This is a genomic window from Bradyrhizobium cajani, assembly GCF_009759665.1.
Classification (GTDB): domain Bacteria; phylum Pseudomonadota; class Alphaproteobacteria; order Rhizobiales; family Xanthobacteraceae; genus Bradyrhizobium; species Bradyrhizobium cajani.
Genome location: NZ_WQNE01000039.1, coordinates 26319 through 41570 on the forward strand (window position 1 = coordinate 26319; position 15252 = coordinate 41570).

Genomic DNA, 15252 nt, shown 5'->3' on the forward strand with positions numbered 1-15252 from the left:
AGGCGGCGCCCTCTCACCAGCCCTTCGATCGTAGGTGAGAGCCTAGGGGCAGCGCACTGAACCCGTTCTGAAGGTCCTTGCAGGCTTCCGTTCATCTCGATGACAAGTTTGTCATCTGCGGCAGGACGAATGATCGTGCGAAGCGGGAATGTTTTTGCCCCATGGGTGTTCCGGTCTTCGGGCAATCGTGTAGGATCGCCACGTTCCATACGGGAGAACATCAATGCGCAGACTCTCAATGCTTCTGGTGCCGGGACTTGTCTCGATGGCGCTGGCGGCCGGGCCAATGCTGACCAGTGCCTATGCCGCTGGTAGCGACGAGCCTTCCTCGCCACCGAAGTCGGACACCTCGACCAAAAAGGGGAAGAAGAAGAGCTCCTCCGTCAGCGATCCCAAATTCCTAGCGGCCTATCGCACCGCTTACACCACGATCTACGACCGCCACGACTACACGGGCGCGATCGATCAGCTGAAGTCGCTGAAGCGCGATGACGTCGCCGATGTCGCCAATTTGATCGGATACTCCTACCGCAAGCTGGGCGACTACCAGTCGTCGAAGGTCTATTACGAGCTGGCACTGAAGGACGATCCGAACCACGTTCGCACCTGGCAGTATTACGGCCTCTGGCAGCTCGAGCAGGGCAACCGCGAGCAGGCGCAGTATCACCTGAACAAGATCGCCTCGCTCGCCGGCACCGACAGCTCCGAATATCGCTCGCTTGCCGCGGCGCTCGACAAGCCGACCGGCGCGACGCTCGTCTACTGAAGACCCGCATTTTTGCAATCGAGCGAACGGGCACAACCTTTGGGTTGTGCCCGTTCTGCTTTCTCGGGTAGCCTTGCGCACCTTTCCCCCTCGCAAATTGGTGCGCAATGGACCCGTGGCTGCGATCCGCGATCGACTACATCGGCTCCTGGATCGAATACCAACTGATGACAATCCAGCAGCCAGGCGTCATCGTCGCATTCGCCCATCGCGGCGAGGTCGTCGCCGAACATGCGTTCGGCTTCGCCAATCTCGACACCGGCGAGAAGCTCACCCCGCGCCATCGCTTCCGCATTGCCTCGCATTCGAAGAGCTTTACCTCGGCCGGCATCATGAAACTGCGCGAGCAGCGCAAGATCCGGCTCGACGATCCCATCGGCCAATATGTCGGCGGCCTGCATCCGCGCGTTGCCGAGACGACGATTGCGCAGGTGCTCTCGCACAGCGCGGGCCTGACGCGTGACGGCGCCGATTCCGGCCAGTTCATCGACAGCCGCCCCTATCTCGACGCCACGGAGCTGCTCGCGGAGTTGAAGCTGCCGACCGCGATCGAGCCCGGCACGCGTTTCAAGTATTCCAATCACGGCTTTGGTCTGATCGGCCTCGTGATCGAAGCCGTGACGAAGGAGCCCTACCCGGTCTGGATCAAACGCGAGATCATCGCGCCGGCCGGCTTGCGCGAGACCGAACCGAACGTGCCGCTTCCCAAGGGCGCGCCGTTCGCGCGCGGTCACACGCGAAAGCTGCCGTTTGGCGAGCGCTGTGTGGTCCCCGGCGACAATCCCGCGCAGGCGATGGCGTCCGCCGCAGGTTTCGTCGCGACCGCCGGCGATACGGCCCGCTTCTTCGCGCAGCTCGCGCCCAATGCGAAAAAGAGCGTGCTGTCGGTCGCGAGCCGTCGCGAAATGACGCGCCATCATTGGCGCATCCCGCAGAGCTTCGAGGGCTATTACGGCTTGGGCGTCAATGCCGGCAAGACCGACGGCTGGGACTGGTTCGGCCATGGCGGCGGTTTCCAGGGCTACATCTCCCGGACCTGCTCCATTCCCGCTTGCGAGCTTGCGATCAGCATCCTCAGCAACTCCATCGACGGCGCGGCGCCGTTCTGGATGGATGGCGCAATGCAGATCCTGCGCGTCTTTCAGACCCGCGGCGCACCGAACCGGGGCGTGCGCGACTGGACCGGCCGCTGGTGGACGATCTGGGGCGCGAGCGATCTCGTGCCGATCGGCAACCGCGTGCTCGTCGCCAATCCGCAGTTCAACAACCCGTTCATGGATGCCGCCGAGATCGAGGTCACCGGCCGCGACACCGGCAAGCTCACCTGGGCCGCCGGCTACGCAAGCCATGGCGAGCCGGTCCGCCGCGTCCGCGACAAGCGCGGGAGGATCAGCGACATCTGGATCGCCGGTGCCAACATCAAGCCGGAGCGCGTGGTGGCGCGCGAGATCGCGCGCCGGTATCCGCCACGCAAGCGGCGGCCTACTCCCGGATGAGAGCCTCGACCTCGCTCCGCAACGCCTGCCTCGAGCCGTCGCGGGAATAGAACATGTGGCCGCCGGGATAGACGACGAACTTCACGCGCTGTGTCGCAAAGGCCGGCAGCTGGTCGAGCACCCGCTTCGATCCGAAATAGGGCGTCGCGAGATCGAACAGGCCGTGCGCGACCACAACGTTCAGCTTCGCGTCGGTGGCGAGGATCTGGCGCAGCTCGGATACCGATTGCGGCGGGTTGATGCCGCGGCCGAAATCCCAGTGGCCCTCGACGGCGCCGTTCAGGACTTCATAGGAGCCGTCCGGCCGCCAGTTGAGCTTGCGCGTCAGGACATCGACTGCGGCACTCGTGAGCGGCGCCTGAAGCGCATCGCCCGAGGGATCGCCGAAGCGTGAGCTGCTGGAATCCGGATAGGGATCGAAGCCGCGCACGGAGGCATCGTAGCGCCCCGTCACCTTGCCGTTCTTGCGATCGAGCTCGCGGCGGAATTCGCCGACGTCGAACCGGCCGGCGAGCCTGCGGCTTACCGCCTGGTCGATACCGGTGAGCTCGGCGACCTTGTCGGCGAGACGGGTCGTGGCCTCCTTGTCCGCCGCCCCTTTGACGAGATCAGCCAGGAATTCGCCGCGCGCATAAGCCTCGACGTCGGCGAGATCGGCGCGCTTGACCGGTCCCTTGGCTTCGCGCGCCACCGCCACATAGCTCGGAAGCGTCGCGACATATTGCAGGAGGCTCGTGCCGGTGAACTCGCGGAAGTCGAACAGCGGCGACACCAGGATCAATCCCCTGACGCCGACCCCATGCTGGAGCTGCAACTGGCGCACCACCTTCGGCCCGCGGATGCCGCCATAGCTCTCCCCCGCAACGTATTTCGGGGAAACCAGCCGGTCATGCTTCTCCAGCCAGCGGCGGATCACGAGTGCGATCGAATTGACGTCGCCGTCGACGGAGTAGAAGGACTTGCGCGCATCCTCGCCACTGGCAACGAAGCGGCTGTAGCCGGTGCTGACGGGATCGATGAAGACGAGATCGGTGAAGTCGAGCCAGGTCTCGGCGTTCGGCTTCACCTCGGGCGAGGCCGACGGCGAGAGAGCTTCGCCATCGAGCGGCAGTCGCCACGGGCCGGCAGCGCCGAACTGGAGCCATGCCGAAGAGGCACCGGGCCCGCCGTTGAACAGGAACGTCACGGGGCGCGTCGCGCGGTCGGCGCCGTCGAGTTCGTAGGACGTGTAGGCGATGTCGGCCAGCGGCTCGCCCTTGCCGTCGAACACACGGATCGAACCGGCGGTCGCGGCGAAGTTGAGGGTGCGGCCGGGCAGATCGAGCGTCTGCTTCGTGGTCGAATCGGCAGGCAGGCGATGCGGCTCGGCGGCCGGCGACGACGCCTGCGATGCGGTCTGCGCGCCACCGCGCCCGCCCTTCTGTCCGGTTGGCGCCGCCGTCTCGGAACGCGGCTGCGGCGGATCATCGGCGTGCGCAAATCCTGCGAGCGCAAAGGCCGACACTGCAAGCACCAGGGTCGCGCGACGGAGCGCCGGCAAACTCGTAACCATGATCGTTCTCCCTGTCCGGCTCTGAGAGCCGGTACACACCGGCAAGCTAGCGAGGAATTGCGACGGTTTGGGGGATCACCGGTCAAGCGGCGCCAGAACAGGCCGATCAGGTCCCCGTTTTGCCCCTAAAATGGGATAGCCGGCCGCCGGCTCGCCCCGCGAGGCGGTCGTCCTCGACAATGGAGCCCCAGGTCGTATAGACGAGCCCGGCGGAACTTACTCGAGCCAGCGGCACCTGCCTGGGAAGCCATGACCAAGTCCTCGCGATACGACCGGATCGCCTTCGTTGCCAGCCCGAGCAGCGAGGCGCAGAGCGCCTTCAGCCAGCTCACCCGGGACTACGGCAATTGTGACCCCAGGGAAGCCGACGTCGTCGTCGCGCTCGGCGGTGACGGCTTGATGCTCCAGACGCTGCACCAGAACATGCACACGGGAAAGCCGATCTACGGCATGCACCGCGGCACGGTCGGCTTCCTGATGAACGAATACTCGACGCACGATCTGCGCGCGCGGCTCGAGGCGGCGCATGAATCCGAGATCAATCCGCTCCTGATGCGCGCGACCGACGTCAACGACCGCGTCCATCTGCACCACGCCATCAACGAGGTCGCCCTGTTCCGGCAGACCTACCAGGCCGCGCGCTTGAGGATCCTGATCGACGAGCGCGAGCGCATGTCCGAGCTGATCGCCGACGGCATCATGGTGGCGACGCCGGCGGGGTCGACCGCCTACAATCTGTCCGCCCAGGGGCCGATCCTGCCAATCAACGCCGCGCTGCTGGCGCTGACGCCGATCAGCGCCTTCCGCCCGCGCCGCTGGCGCGGCGCGCTGCTGCCGAACACGGCCTATGTCGTCATCGAGGTGCTGGAGGGTGACAAGCGGCCTGTGGCGGCCGTCGCCGACCATGACGAGGTGCGCGACGTCCGCCGCGTCGAGGTCCTGTCCGACAAGACCATCTCGATGCGCATGCTGTTCGACCCCGGCCACAGCCTGGAAGAGCGCATCCTGCGCGAGCAGTTCGGCTATTAACTCGCCTGCCCCCGCACGCCCGCGGGGCCCGGTCGCAACCCTTCGTTAACCCCCGGCACGATATGGTTAACGAAGGTTGACCGCTTTGGCCCGGGCGTCATGTTCCGTATCGACTTCAACAAGCTGCGCTTCCTCGTCTGCGACGACAATCCGCACATGCGCCGCATCCTGCGGACGCTGCTGCACTCGTTCGGCGCGCGCGAGGTCTATGAGGCCGAGGACGGCGCCACGGCGCTGGAAATGTACAGCCATTACGTGCCCGACATCGTCATCACCGACTGGGCGATGCCGATCTTCGACGGGCTCGAACTCGCGCAGATGATCCGGCAGCCGGAATCCAAGGGCAACCCTTACGCGCCGATCATCATGCTGACCGGCCATTCCGAGAAACGCCGCGTCACGGTCGCGCGCGATGCCGGCGTCACGGAATTCCTGGCCAAGCCGATCTCGGCCAAGGGGCTCTACCAGCGCATCCTCAACGTGGTCGCCAATCCCCGGCCCTTCATCAAGACCAAAACCTATTTCGGCCCGGACCGGCGCCGCAACACCAACTCCGCCTATATGGGCCCGGAGCGCCGCGTCGGCGAAAAGCACGAGGTGCTCCAGCAGCCATCGCTGCTCGACAAGGCGAAGTCCTCCATCTAGCGCAACCTCCAGCGGTCGGGGCAGGCATCATGGCGAAGAACAGCGCAAAGGACATCGAGGTCAAGGCCTTCGCCACGCATCACGTGATCACCCAGCCCAATCCGCTGCGGAAGGTTCTGCGCCGGGTCAAGACCCCGGACATGGACGATCCGGTGGCGCGCGCCGAGCAGGCGCTGGCGGCTCTGTCCGGCGAGTTCAAGGACTGGATGGCAATCGAGGTCGACAGGCTGTCCGCCGCCTGGACGGCCGCGCAGAATGAAGGCTTCAACGACAAGCGGCGCGAGGAGCTGTTCCACGCCGCACACGATATCAAGGGTGATGCCGCGACATTCGGCTATCCCTCGGCCGCCAGCATCGCCGAAAGCCTTTGCCGGGTGATCGAGCATGCGCCCAATCTAGCGAAGGTGCCGGCCGAGCTGTTCACGCATCACGTCAATGCCATCGTCGCGATCGTGCACGAGAACACCAGGCTCGACAGCACCAGCGTCTCGGTCGAGCTCAGCCGCCGCCTGCGCAAGGTTGCCGACGACTATCTCGCCGACGTCAACCGCGATCGCCCCGAGCATCTCGAGGCGATCCTGGCGCCGAGCATCGTGCCGGCAGAGTAACGGGCCAACTCTCGCTCCTCGTCATTGCGAGCGCAGCGAAGCAATCCAGAATCTTTCCGCGGTGACAGTCTGGATTGCTTCGCTGCGCTCGCACTGACGGAGCGTTGGGTTACGCCCCTGCTCTATCGCCACGATCAGAATCGTAGGGTGGGCAAAGCGAAGCGTGCCCACCAATTGACCCAAACCGTGCGGATAGATCGTGGGCTCGGCGCTGCGCGCCTTTACCCACCTTCTGTTACGCCGCGATCAGATCATCATAGACCGGCGCGATCGCCTCGTCCGCAACGAGCTCGTCGCAGAACAGCCGCGCTTCCTCGCGGGCGGATTCGGTGGCGAAGCGGCGGAGCAGGACCATCAGCGGCTCGGCGGCGCCGCGGTCGGTCTCGCAATGGGTGAGCACGCGCTCGACCATGCGCCGGCGCAGCCGCGCCGCGCCGTCGTCGCTGTCGACAAAACCTTGCTCGTGGCAGGCATCGAGCGCGACCTGGAACGCCGCGAACGTCGCCTCGGGCAGCCCGGCGCGGCGCAGCAGCGCGTGCAGGCTGTTGCCACCGCGGTCGTGCAGCAGCGCCGAGACGCGCGCCAGCGGCAGATCGGCGAGTTCAGCGAGTGCCGCATCGAACAGATCGAGATTGCTCGACAGCAGCGCGCGCAAGATGAGACCCGCGGTGAGCTGGCCGGTGACGCGGAGGTGATGCACCAGGCCCCGCATGTCGTCGCCGCGCGAGCGCGCCGCGATGTTGATGGTGGAACGGTCGCGCGCCTCGATCGTCACGCGCTCGGCGCGGTCGGCGCTCAGCCAGTTCCGCGCCACGACGAACTGCGCGAGCGTCTCGGAGAGTTTTGCCACCAGCGCCGCGCGCGTTGCGGCAGGCAGATCGTCCAGCACCAGCATCGCCTCGCGGATTGCGGCGAGATGGCCGTGGCGCTCGACGATGCGATTCCACGAGAACGGCGCGAGCTCGGCATGCGGATTTTCGATCAGCTCGAGCGCCGAGGCCGCGCAGCCGACTTCGGCGATCGCCGCGCAGACCGAGACCGGCAGCGCGATGCGGCGGGCGACCGCGCACTGCACTTCGTCATTGCCGGTCGCGACGATGTCGACGAGATCGGCATCGATCAGCAGCGGAGAATGTTCGAGCACGGGCAGCGCCACCGACGGCTGGTCCGCCGACAGCGCGCGCACGATCGCCGCCGGCGCTTCGATGCTGCGCGCGAAGGCTTCCGCCATCGCCTGCCGCACCAGCGGCGAGGGATCGTCGAGCAGCATCAGAAGCGCGCCTTCGGCGGCGACGCGGTCGTCATGGGAAAGGTCTGAGATCAGCCAGGCGCGAGCCAATGCCCGCGTCGCCTCGGCCCGCTCGCCGGCGGGCGCCGTCCTGATCCAGTTGATGAACTGCCGAACGATCATGGTGCTTCCGGCTTACGCAACGAAGACGAAGCGGTGACGGCTTGTCACCTGCAACACAAAATAAACCACGACGCTTAACAAAGCGTTCACCATAACTGGCTGGTTTTATTGACGTTTTGTTAAGGGAACCAAGCCGCCTCGGTACGCGTACCCCGCATCGCTCGCGCGCTGCGCCTTGTCCGGGACACGAGAGAAGTTAGCTCGAGAACGTCCCGCTGCGATCGCTGAAGAGATCGAGCGGCTGCGGCGGACGCACGTCAGGCGCCGCCGAGGCAACGGAGGTCAGCGAGGCATTGTTGCCCCAGAGTTTCTGCACCGTCGTCGAGACCGGCTGCGTGGCGTCGCCGGGCTGGTAGATCGAACGAAACACCGGCGTTGTCGACGCATTGTCCGCCACGGTCGTCGCCGACGTCGCGCTCACCGGCGTCACCGCACGCGTATCAGGAAAAGTCTGGAGATAGGCGGCGTTGTCGATCACCGGCACGGCCGGCTGCACGCCGTTGGCGCTCGCAACCTGCGTGGTCGACGGCGTGCCGCCATACATCGCCATCGCGCTGCGGGTCGTCTTCGAATTTGCCGCGCTGGCGTAGCGCGCATCCAGCACCGAATAGACCTCGGAGACGCTGCGGGCGCGGCCGTCCCTGGCGTAGAAGATCGAGCGGTTGGCGGCGGCCGCGTTGGGAAACAGCCGAGCGCCGACCGCTTGCGGATTGTCCTCGGCGTTGGCGATCAGCTTGGCCGCGCCGCCGACGCCCATGAAATGCGCCATGTAGAGCTCGCTGTCGGACGGCCTGCGGCCGAGCAGGCCGGTGAGCTTGAAGCTGTTCGACTGCGTCAGCGCCGCCGCCATGCTGGATGCGGCCTCCGGATCATCGCGCAGCTTCATGATCGACCGCTTCATCACGGGATCGTCGACGCTGTAGGTGCCGGACGACGTCCTGGTGATGGCGTCGGCGTAGCTGCCGTAGCCGAGCTGGGCGCCCGCCTCCTTCACCGTGCCAAGCCAGGTCTGGTCGATGAACTGGTAGAGGCCGTGCGCGGACGACGTCGTGGCCCCCGCCGTCGGATCGAAATCGGATTCCATCTTGGCGGTGGTCAGCATGTACTGGAAGCTGACGCCGGTCAGGTTGGACGCCTGCTTGATCGCACCGGCGACGCGCGCCCGCGACGGATCGAGACCCGCCGTCTGAGAGGCACTAAAATTGTCGACCGACATGATGGAGCACCCGCCCCGCGCGGCGTTGAGCGGCGCCGGCAATTCGGCGCCCTGTCGTCTCACCGTGGGACAGTTATGGTTAATGCGGGGTTAATTTGGCGACCCCCGTCATTCCGGGGCATCGCGCAGCGATGAACTCTGGTGCGCAATTGCGCACCTGAGAATCTCGAGATTCCGGGTTCGGCTCTTCGAGCCGCCCCGGAATGACGGCTTGCTATTTCTTGTAAACCGCGTCCGGATCGAACAGGCGCTCTGCGTCGACGAAGACGAGCTTCGCGCCCTCACCCTCGCCCTCGACCTTGCGATAGAAGCACGACCGGCGGCCGGTGTGGCAGGCCGCGCCGATCTGCTCGACGCGGATCCAGACGGCATCCTGGTCGCAATCGGTGCGCATCTCGACCACACGCTGGGTTTGACCTGAGGTCTCACCTTTTCGCCACAAGGCATTGCGCGAGCGGCTGAAATACCAGGCTTCGCCGGTCGCGATGGTCTTGCGCAGCGCCTCCTCGTTCATGTGCGCGACCATGAGCACGTCGCCGCTGGCGACGTCGGTCGCAACGACCGTCACGAGGCCGGCGCTATCGAACTTTGGCAGGAAGCCGAGGCCTTCCTCGATCTCATGGGAGTGGGCGGACACAGGACCCTCGCGAGCTAACTTGCGAGGTCAGCGCTGCAGGCCTCGCACCATTGACAGGAAACGGGCCTGCTCCGCCGGATTGTCGCGGAACATGCCGGTGAAGCGGCTGGTGAAGGTCGAAGCGCCATGCTTGGCGACGCCGCGCACCGACATGCAGGTATGCTCGGCTTCGATCAGCACCGCAACGCCGCGCGGCTTGAGGATCTCGTCGATGGCCGCGGCAATCTGCGCCGTCAGGTGCTCCTGGGTCTGGAGCCGGCGGGCGAAGATGTCGGTCAGGCGGGCGAGCTTGGACAGGCCGACGACGCGTTCCACGGGCGTATAGGCGATGTGCGCCTTGCCGTAGAACGGCATCATGTGATGCTCGCACTGCGAGGTGAATTCGATGTCGCGCACCAGCACGAAATCGTCATAGCCGGCGGTCTCGCCGAAGGTGCGGTCGAGCACCTCGGCCGGGCACTGGTGGTAGCCCTGATAGAGCTCGTCGAAAGCCTCGACGACGCGGCGCGGCGTATCGAGCAGGCCCTCGCGCTCGGTATTCTCGCCGATATAGGCGAGCAGCGTCTTTACTGCCTGCTCGGCCTCGGCGCGCGCGGGGCGCGGCTGGTCGGCGCGGACGGCGGCCGCGAGGAATTCGGCGGGATCAAGCTCGGCGGGGCGGCTCTCGGGCTGCCGGTCGGAAGGCTTGTTGAGGCGGATTGATTTAATTGCAGCGTCCATATCGACTCCGTTCGACGGCCTTGCGGCCGGAGTGTCACCGGCAGACGGGGCGGCAAGCCGCCGGACGCCTGAACAGAACATCTTGGCGAAAACGTCCCCCGGTCATCACGCCGGCCGCGCGAGTCTCAATCACCGCTGGACTGTTTTTCCGCCAGTTCCGACCCTATATAGGGCCGTGGACGACGCCCGCCAAGGCCGATCGGTAAGGAAGTGCTGGACTCCATCACATGCTGAACGACATCTATAACAAGCGGATCATCGAGCTGGCCGGGAATATTCCGCGCCTCGGACGACTTTCGGACCCCGATGCCACCGCCACCGCCCATTCGAAATTGTGCGGCTCGACCGTGAAGGTCGATCTCAAGATGAACGGGGATACCGTCACCGACTTCGCCCACGACGTGAAGGCCTGCGCGCTGGGACAGGCCTCTTCATCCATCATGGCAAGTCACGTCGTCGGCTCGACTGCGAGCGAACTCCGTGAGTTACGCGAAACCGTTCGCAAGATGCTGAAGGAGGACGGCGCGCCTCCTGAAGGCAAATGGGAAGAGATCAAGTTCCTCGAGCCGGTCCGCGACTACAAGGCGCGCCATGCCTCGACCCTTCTCACCTTCGATGCCGTGGTCGATGCCATCGGTCAGATCGAGGCGAAGGCAAAGCAGCCGGCCGCAGCGCAGGGCTAATCCCATCATTGTCATTCCGGGGCGCGCGCCAGCGCGAACCCGGAATCTCGTGCCGCAATCTCCAGATTCCGGGTTCGTCGTTTCACGACGCCCCGGAATGACGGCATAGGAAGCTTACTTCTGCACCGCTGCGCTCGGAGCCGCGCCGGTGGGCACCGACACCTCCGCCGTCTTGGTCGACTTGGCGGACTGCTCCGGTTCCGTGCCGAACCTGGCCTGCGTCTTCGGTGCGAGCTCTGCCATTGCCGGCGCGGAGATGTCCACATGCGGCAGCACGTCAGCAACCAGATCGGTCGTCACGAGATTGGTGAGCTTCAGCTCGCCGGCGTCCAGCTCGTGCAGATTCTCCCATGGCGGGACGCTGAGCGAGAGCGACAGCAAGTCGCCGGCACCGCCCATATCGAACGTGTATTTGGCCAGCCGGCCGATATCGCGCTCCACGATCATCAGGTCCTGGGCGCTGTAGCTCGCCGCCTTGGCGTCGTCAGCGCGATCGCCCATCCAGATCTGGTGGACCCGGACATGCGCGGCCTCCGGCACGTAGCGTTTCTTGCCGGCCAGCAGCAGGAACACGCACATGGATTCGCAATAGGCCTCCGGCGCGACCGCCGGACGGGCGGACTGCCCGCCGCGGTTCTGAACGCTGATGCCGACCGTGGTCGAAAGTCCGAGATTGCGGAAGCGCCGGCCGAGCGTGATCGCGTCGTTGACGGAACCACCGCTGGAGTCGAGCACCACAGTGGCTCCGCCCAGCTGGCGTCCGCGAGAAAACTCTTCGAAATCCTTGGGCGTGTCAGCGGTGATGATGCCGACCGCGCTGATCCAGCCGCGACAGTTCGGTTCGCAGGCAACCCAGCTGAACTTCATCGGCAGCTTGCGCTCTTCCAGCGCTGCGCCGGCGCGGGCGGACGAGCCCAGGGTGGCGACGGCGCCAGCCAGCACGACTCCACAAGCGGCGGTTCCCACCAACAACCAGCCGTGAAGGTTGAGCGACTTCAGAAGTTTCAAACTGGTTCCTTCCCCAAGCCCATTGGCGCGATTATCCCCGCTTCGCGCTCGATGAGTCCATCATACAGTCGTATGTTTTCACGGGTGTCATAAAAATGGTATCCGGGCGAATACAGCTCGTCCATACCGACTTGCTGCACTGCTCCCAAAAAGCACGTAAAATATGGCGCGAAAACAACAGCTTGCTGTTCCCTGCGTCGGAACCGTGCAATACTTCGCCTACGATTGCAGCACAGCGCACATGAAGCATTCAGCCTGCGAGCATTGTTCCAGTTCCATCATGAGTGCGCTTCGGCTCCCGCGCAGATTCGGCCGCGCGCTGATCTGGCTCTACCGCCATACGCTGTCGCCGCTGGTCGGCTACAATTGTCGGCACTTGCCGACCTGCTCCGTCTATGGCGACGAGGCGATCGAGCGGTTCGGACTCTGGGCCGGCGGCTGGATGACACTCGCGCGCCTGCTCCGCTGCAATCCCTTCGGCACCTCGGGCATCGACAACGTTCCGCTCTCGGCGCCGCAAGGCGCGCGCTGGTATCTGCCTTGGCGCTATGGCCGATGGCGCGGCGTCAATGCGCCCTAGCGAGTGTTGCAGTCTGCCTTGAGCGGAACCGGGACTTTCTCCTCGCGTTGTTGTGATGCTCCCACGGGAGGAAACAACAATGCGCTGGAAAATCAGCCCCAATTTTCGCTTCAGGCCTGGGCCAAATCTCGGTTCCAAGGGGCACCACGACCCCAGAACAATGGATCTCCTCGCCACCATCGCCTTGCTCGCGCTCGCCGTCGGTGCCGGCTGGTATCTGGCAACGAGCTTTGTGACTCCGCCCAGCAACACGGCCTTGATCGTGCCGAGCCAGAACGTGCACTGGTAATCAGCGGAACCAGAAGAAGCGTCCTTGTGACGGCGGGATTGACTCGGGCGGACGCAGCCGCTTCGGGCGCGGTGGTTTGGGCGGCGGCTCGGCGGACGACGTCGTCTCCGCGGCCGGCGCAGTCTCACTCCCCGCAACCTTCACCGACAGCAGCAAATTCGACTCGTGCATGCGCCAGCGATAGCCGACGCCGAAATCGATCGGCTGGGCGCGCGTGAACAATTCGGCGTAGCGCTCCTGGTAGCGGCCGGGGAATTCGTCGATCGGTCCGAGGTAGCGGCCGAATGGAAAGAACCGCCATTGCCGCGCATTGTAGTTGGCGAGCGGAATGCCGGAATCGTCCTGGATGATGGTCGCACTGTTGGCGAGCAGCCAGTCGCGCGCAACGGTGAAATTGCCGGAATGCAGGAGATAGGACGCGCTCTTGAGCAGGCTGTTGCCGGGACCGAACGTCTCGCAGAACTTCAGGAACCCGGCTGAGCGCGCGCCGGGATTGGAAAGGTCGGTCGAGAAATAATACAGCGTGCGCACTTCGCCATCGCTGCCGGCAAAGGTGATGCGGACGCCGCGCGTTGCATTCGGTCCCGGATTGTCACCGGCGGCATGCATCCCGCCCTTGTTGTCGAGCGCGATCATCTCGACATTGCGGATCGTCTTGCCGGAGCGGGCGAGGAAGACATAGAGGATCGGCAAGGTGCCGTTGACCTGATTGGAATGCAGGTCGACCTTCATCTGCTTGGTGATGAAGAAAGAGAAGCTCAGGATCGAGCCGAGCGAGCGCTCGACATTGTAGAGCGCGGCGCCGACCGAACCGCGCGGCAGCCGCGTCAGGTCGGGCACGGCGCCAACCGGCTCGAGCGCGCCGAGCACATAGGTGCTCGCCCTGGAATAGAAGGCATTGGCGTAAAGGAAGTCAGGCCCGCTGAACAGGTAGAACATGGTCGGCCTGGGCGCAGCCAGGTTGACGTCGGCCCAGGCGCGGATCTTCGAGAGCTGCCGCTGCTCGAGCTGGGCGAAGGCCCCGTCGAGGAATTTTGCATGCCGCTGCCAGCCCGGGTCCTTGGTGAGCGGCACCAGCGGCGAGTCCGCCGAAGGCTGCATGCCCGCAAGGAAGCGCGCGGTGTCGTCGAAGGTGACCTCGGCGGCATGCGCGGACGACACGGCCGCGGCCAGCAGAGCGAGGGTGACGGCCGCAATTCTCAGGGGTCGAAACATGTTTATTCGCGATGTGCTGACGTGGCAGCGGCAACCGGCCGCCTGCGGAAAACGGCATAAATCAACAAGCCAGAGAGCATGACGAGCATCCCCGAGAGCGACTGCATCGGACGCTCGGTCAGAAGGTAGAACATCATGAATGCGGTCACGAGCAGGAAAACGAGCGGCGTGAACGGGTATCCCCAGGCGCGGTAGGGCCGCGGCAGATCGGGATCGGTGATGCGCAGCTTGATCACGCCGGTGACGGTGAAGAAGGAGCAGAACAGCAGCGCGAACTGGATGAAGTCGAGCACCGCCTCGAAGCTGCGCGTGAACAGCAGCAGGTTTGCGACCGCGAGCTGAAACAGGATGGCATAGGCCGGCGCGCCGCTCCTCGATCTCTGCGAGAACACGCGCAGGGCCGGAATGTCCTCGCCCATCGTCATCATCACACGCGGTCCGATCCACATCATCGCGCTGATCGACGAGATCAGGCCGACGCAGATCATCGCACCGACGATCCTGCCGCCCAGGCTGCCGAAGATGGCGCTGCCGGCGACGCTTGCGACATCGATCTGGCCAGCCAGCGCGCCGACCGGCGTGGAATAGAGGAACACCGCGTTCAGCGCGACGTACAGGACGAGCACGATCAGCGTGCCCGCGAGCAGCGCGCGCGGCAGGTCCCGCTGCGGCATGTTCATTTCGCCGATGATGTAGGTCGCGGCATTCCAGCCCGAGAACGAGTACATCACGAAGACGAGGCCGATCGCGAAGGGCGCGCTGACGATGTGCGCGAGGTCGCCGGCCTGCGGCGTGAAGGCGATCGGCTGCGGCACACCGATGATGAAGCCGGCAACCAGGAAGGCCACGATCAGCACGACCTTCAAGATGGTCGCGATCAACTGGAAAGTCGAGGAGTGCCTGACTCCGGTCAGTTGCACGAGCGAGACCAGCCACACCACCCCGATGGCGAGCGGGATCGGCGGCAGATCGGGGACGACCGATTTGGCGTATTCGCCGAACGCCATTGCGGCGAGCGCAACGGGCGCCGCGAAGCCAACCGTTGCCGAGACCCAGCCGGCGAGAAAGCCGAAGGCGGGATGATAGGCGCGGCCGAGGAAATTGTACTCACCGCTCGAGCGCGGAAACATCGCACCCAGTTCGCTATAGGAGAACACCCCGCACAGCGCGACGATGCCGCCGACCGTCCACAGCAACAGGATCGAAAAGCCCGACGGGATGTCCTTGACCTGGAAGCCGAGGCTGGTGAAGACGCCAACCCCGATCATGTCGGCAACGACGATGGCGGTTGCGACCAAAACAGAAACCCCGGACCCGCTCCCGATCAACCGGCTAATCCAGGGCGCAGTACCCGCATCTGATGCCGTCATCTGGGTCCTTAACCTCAGGCGTCGCGC

The 15252-nt window shown here is 65.0% G+C and carries 16 protein-coding genes; 8 read left to right on the forward strand and 8 right to left on the reverse strand.

Going from position 1 to position 15252, the window contains the following annotated elements; all coding sequences use genetic code 11:
* Positions 1 to 223 precede the first annotated feature (223 nt).
* Both GPL20_RS32840 and GPL20_RS32845 read left to right on the forward strand, forming a co-directional pair.
* Positions 224 to 766 carry a tetratricopeptide repeat protein gene (locus GPL20_RS32840; RefSeq protein ID WP_157335747.1) on the forward strand — a complete coding sequence of 181 codons (543 nt, stop codon included), beginning with the start codon at positions 224 to 226 and terminating at the stop codon, positions 764 to 766.
* Between the two features lie 107 nt (positions 767 to 873).
* Entirely contained in the window at positions 874 to 2262 is a 1389-nt protein-coding gene (locus GPL20_RS32845; RefSeq protein WP_157335749.1) for a serine hydrolase domain-containing protein, read from the forward strand.
* Here GPL20_RS32845 and GPL20_RS32850 read toward each other — a convergent pair.
* Positions 2249 to 3814 carry a S10 family peptidase gene (locus GPL20_RS32850; RefSeq protein ID WP_157335751.1) on the reverse strand — a complete coding sequence of 522 codons (1566 nt, stop codon included), beginning with the start codon at positions 3812 to 3814 and terminating at the stop codon, positions 2249 to 2251. The two genes, GPL20_RS32845 and GPL20_RS32850, sit on opposite strands and share 14 nt — an antisense overlap.
* 249 nt (positions 3815 to 4063) lie before the next feature.
* On the opposite strand from GPL20_RS32850, the gene GPL20_RS32855 reads away from it, so the two are divergent.
* The 3 genes from GPL20_RS32855 (at position 4064) to GPL20_RS32865 (ending at position 6096) form a co-directional block, all read left to right on the forward strand.
* Positions 4064 to 4843: an NAD kinase gene (locus GPL20_RS32855; protein ID WP_157335753.1), complete on the forward strand. Its 780-nt coding sequence runs from the start codon at positions 4064 to 4066 to the stop codon at positions 4841 to 4843.
* 99 nt (positions 4844 to 4942) lie between these two features.
* Complete coding sequence (locus GPL20_RS32860; protein ID WP_157335755.1) at positions 4943 to 5488, forward strand: response regulator; 546 nt, start codon at positions 4943 to 4945, stop codon at positions 5486 to 5488.
* A gap of 29 nt (positions 5489 to 5517) precedes the next feature.
* Entirely contained in the window at positions 5518 to 6096 is a 579-nt protein-coding gene (locus GPL20_RS32865) for an Hpt domain-containing protein (protein ID WP_157335757.1), read from the forward strand.
* A gap of 235 nt (positions 6097 to 6331) precedes the next feature.
* Here the strand turns inward: GPL20_RS32865 and GPL20_RS32870 are convergent, their stop codons facing one another.
* From GPL20_RS32870 to folE, 4 genes are all read right to left on the reverse strand, one after another.
* Positions 6332 to 7507: a DUF2336 domain-containing protein gene (locus tag GPL20_RS32870; protein WP_157335759.1), complete on the reverse strand. Its 1176-nt coding sequence runs from the start codon at positions 7505 to 7507 to the stop codon at positions 6332 to 6334.
* 196 nt (positions 7508 to 7703) lie between these two features.
* The gene (locus GPL20_RS32875) at positions 7704 to 8765 is read right to left on the reverse strand and encodes a lytic transglycosylase domain-containing protein (RefSeq protein WP_157335805.1); all 1062 of its coding nucleotides are present in this window, start codon (positions 8763 to 8765) and stop codon (positions 7704 to 7706) included.
* Positions 8766 to 8937: 172 nt separating this feature from the next.
* Positions 8938 to 9360, reverse strand: a complete 423-nt coding sequence (gene hisI / locus GPL20_RS32885; protein WP_254125086.1) for a phosphoribosyl-AMP cyclohydrolase — start codon at positions 9358 to 9360, stop codon at positions 8938 to 8940.
* 27 nt (positions 9361 to 9387) lie between these two features.
* Positions 9388 to 10080 (reverse strand): GTP cyclohydrolase I FolE, encoded by a 693-nt coding sequence (gene folE, locus GPL20_RS32890; protein WP_157335761.1) that lies wholly within the window; start codon positions 10078 to 10080, stop codon positions 9388 to 9390.
* Between the two features lie 227 nt (positions 10081 to 10307).
* Here folE and GPL20_RS32895 point away from each other — a divergent pair, with 227 nt between their 5' ends.
* Positions 10308 to 10763, forward strand: a complete 456-nt coding sequence (locus GPL20_RS32895; protein ID WP_157335763.1) for an iron-sulfur cluster assembly scaffold protein — start codon at positions 10308 to 10310, stop codon at positions 10761 to 10763.
* Positions 10764 to 10877: 114 nt separating this feature from the next.
* Here the strand turns inward: GPL20_RS32895 and GPL20_RS32900 are convergent, their stop codons facing one another.
* A complete protein-coding gene (locus GPL20_RS32900; protein WP_167533319.1) occupies positions 10878 to 11771 on the reverse strand; it encodes a COG3904 family protein in 894 nt (297 codons plus the stop codon).
* Between the two features lie 241 nt (positions 11772 to 12012).
* Here GPL20_RS32900 and yidD point away from each other — a divergent pair, with 241 nt between their 5' ends.
* Both yidD and GPL20_RS32910 read left to right on the forward strand, forming a co-directional pair.
* The gene (yidD, locus tag GPL20_RS32905) at positions 12013 to 12351 is read left to right on the forward strand and encodes a membrane protein insertion efficiency factor YidD (protein WP_157335765.1); all 339 of its coding nucleotides are present in this window, start codon (positions 12013 to 12015) and stop codon (positions 12349 to 12351) included.
* Between the two features lie 79 nt (positions 12352 to 12430).
* Positions 12431 to 12640 (forward strand): hypothetical protein, encoded by a 210-nt coding sequence (locus tag GPL20_RS32910; protein ID WP_157335767.1) that lies wholly within the window; start codon positions 12431 to 12433, stop codon positions 12638 to 12640.
* Here the strand turns inward: GPL20_RS32910 and GPL20_RS32915 are convergent, their stop codons facing one another.
* A complete protein-coding gene (locus GPL20_RS32915; RefSeq protein ID WP_157335769.1) occupies positions 12641 to 13855 on the reverse strand; it encodes a hypothetical protein in 1215 nt (404 codons plus the stop codon).
* Positions 13856 to 13857: 2 nt separating this feature from the next.
* A complete protein-coding gene (locus GPL20_RS32920; RefSeq protein ID WP_157335771.1) occupies positions 13858 to 15225 on the reverse strand; it encodes an APC family permease in 1368 nt (455 codons plus the stop codon).
* Between the last annotated feature and the right edge of the window lie 27 nt (positions 15226 to 15252).

Excerpts from the sequence above, each read along its gene's own strand:
- folE (WP_157335761.1), bottom strand. The coding sequence starts at position 10,080 with ATGGACGCTGCAATTAAATCAATCCGCCTCAACAAGCCTTCCGACCGG.
- GPL20_RS32910 (WP_157335767.1), top strand. The coding sequence starts at position 12,431 with ATGCGCTGGAAAATCAGCCCCAATTTTCGCTTCAGGCCTGGGCCAAAT.
- GPL20_RS32860 (WP_157335755.1), top strand. The coding sequence starts at position 4,943 with ATGTTCCGTATCGACTTCAACAAGCTGCGCTTCCTCGTCTGCGACGAC.
- GPL20_RS32895 (WP_157335763.1), top strand. The coding sequence starts at position 10,308 with ATGCTGAACGACATCTATAACAAGCGGATCATCGAGCTGGCCGGGAAT.
- GPL20_RS32870 (WP_157335759.1), bottom strand. The coding sequence starts at position 7,507 with ATGATCGTTCGGCAGTTCATCAACTGGATCAGGACGGCGCCCGCCGGC.
- GPL20_RS32915 (WP_157335769.1), bottom strand. The coding sequence starts at position 13,855 with ATGTTTCGACCCCTGAGAATTGCGGCCGTCACCCTCGCTCTGCTGGCC.
- GPL20_RS32850 (WP_157335751.1), bottom strand. The coding sequence starts at position 3,814 with ATGGTTACGAGTTTGCCGGCGCTCCGTCGCGCGACCCTGGTGCTTGCA.
- yidD (WP_157335765.1), top strand. The coding sequence starts at position 12,013 with ATGAAGCATTCAGCCTGCGAGCATTGTTCCAGTTCCATCATGAGTGCG.
- GPL20_RS32865 (WP_157335757.1), top strand. The coding sequence starts at position 5,518 with ATGGCGAAGAACAGCGCAAAGGACATCGAGGTCAAGGCCTTCGCCACG.
- GPL20_RS32845 (WP_157335749.1), top strand. The coding sequence starts at position 874 with ATGGACCCGTGGCTGCGATCCGCGATCGACTACATCGGCTCCTGGATC.
- GPL20_RS32840 (WP_157335747.1), top strand. The coding sequence starts at position 224 with ATGCGCAGACTCTCAATGCTTCTGGTGCCGGGACTTGTCTCGATGGCG.
- GPL20_RS32855 (WP_157335753.1), top strand. The coding sequence starts at position 4,064 with ATGACCAAGTCCTCGCGATACGACCGGATCGCCTTCGTTGCCAGCCCG.
- GPL20_RS32920 (WP_157335771.1), bottom strand. The coding sequence starts at position 15,225 with ATGACGGCATCAGATGCGGGTACTGCGCCCTGGATTAGCCGGTTGATC.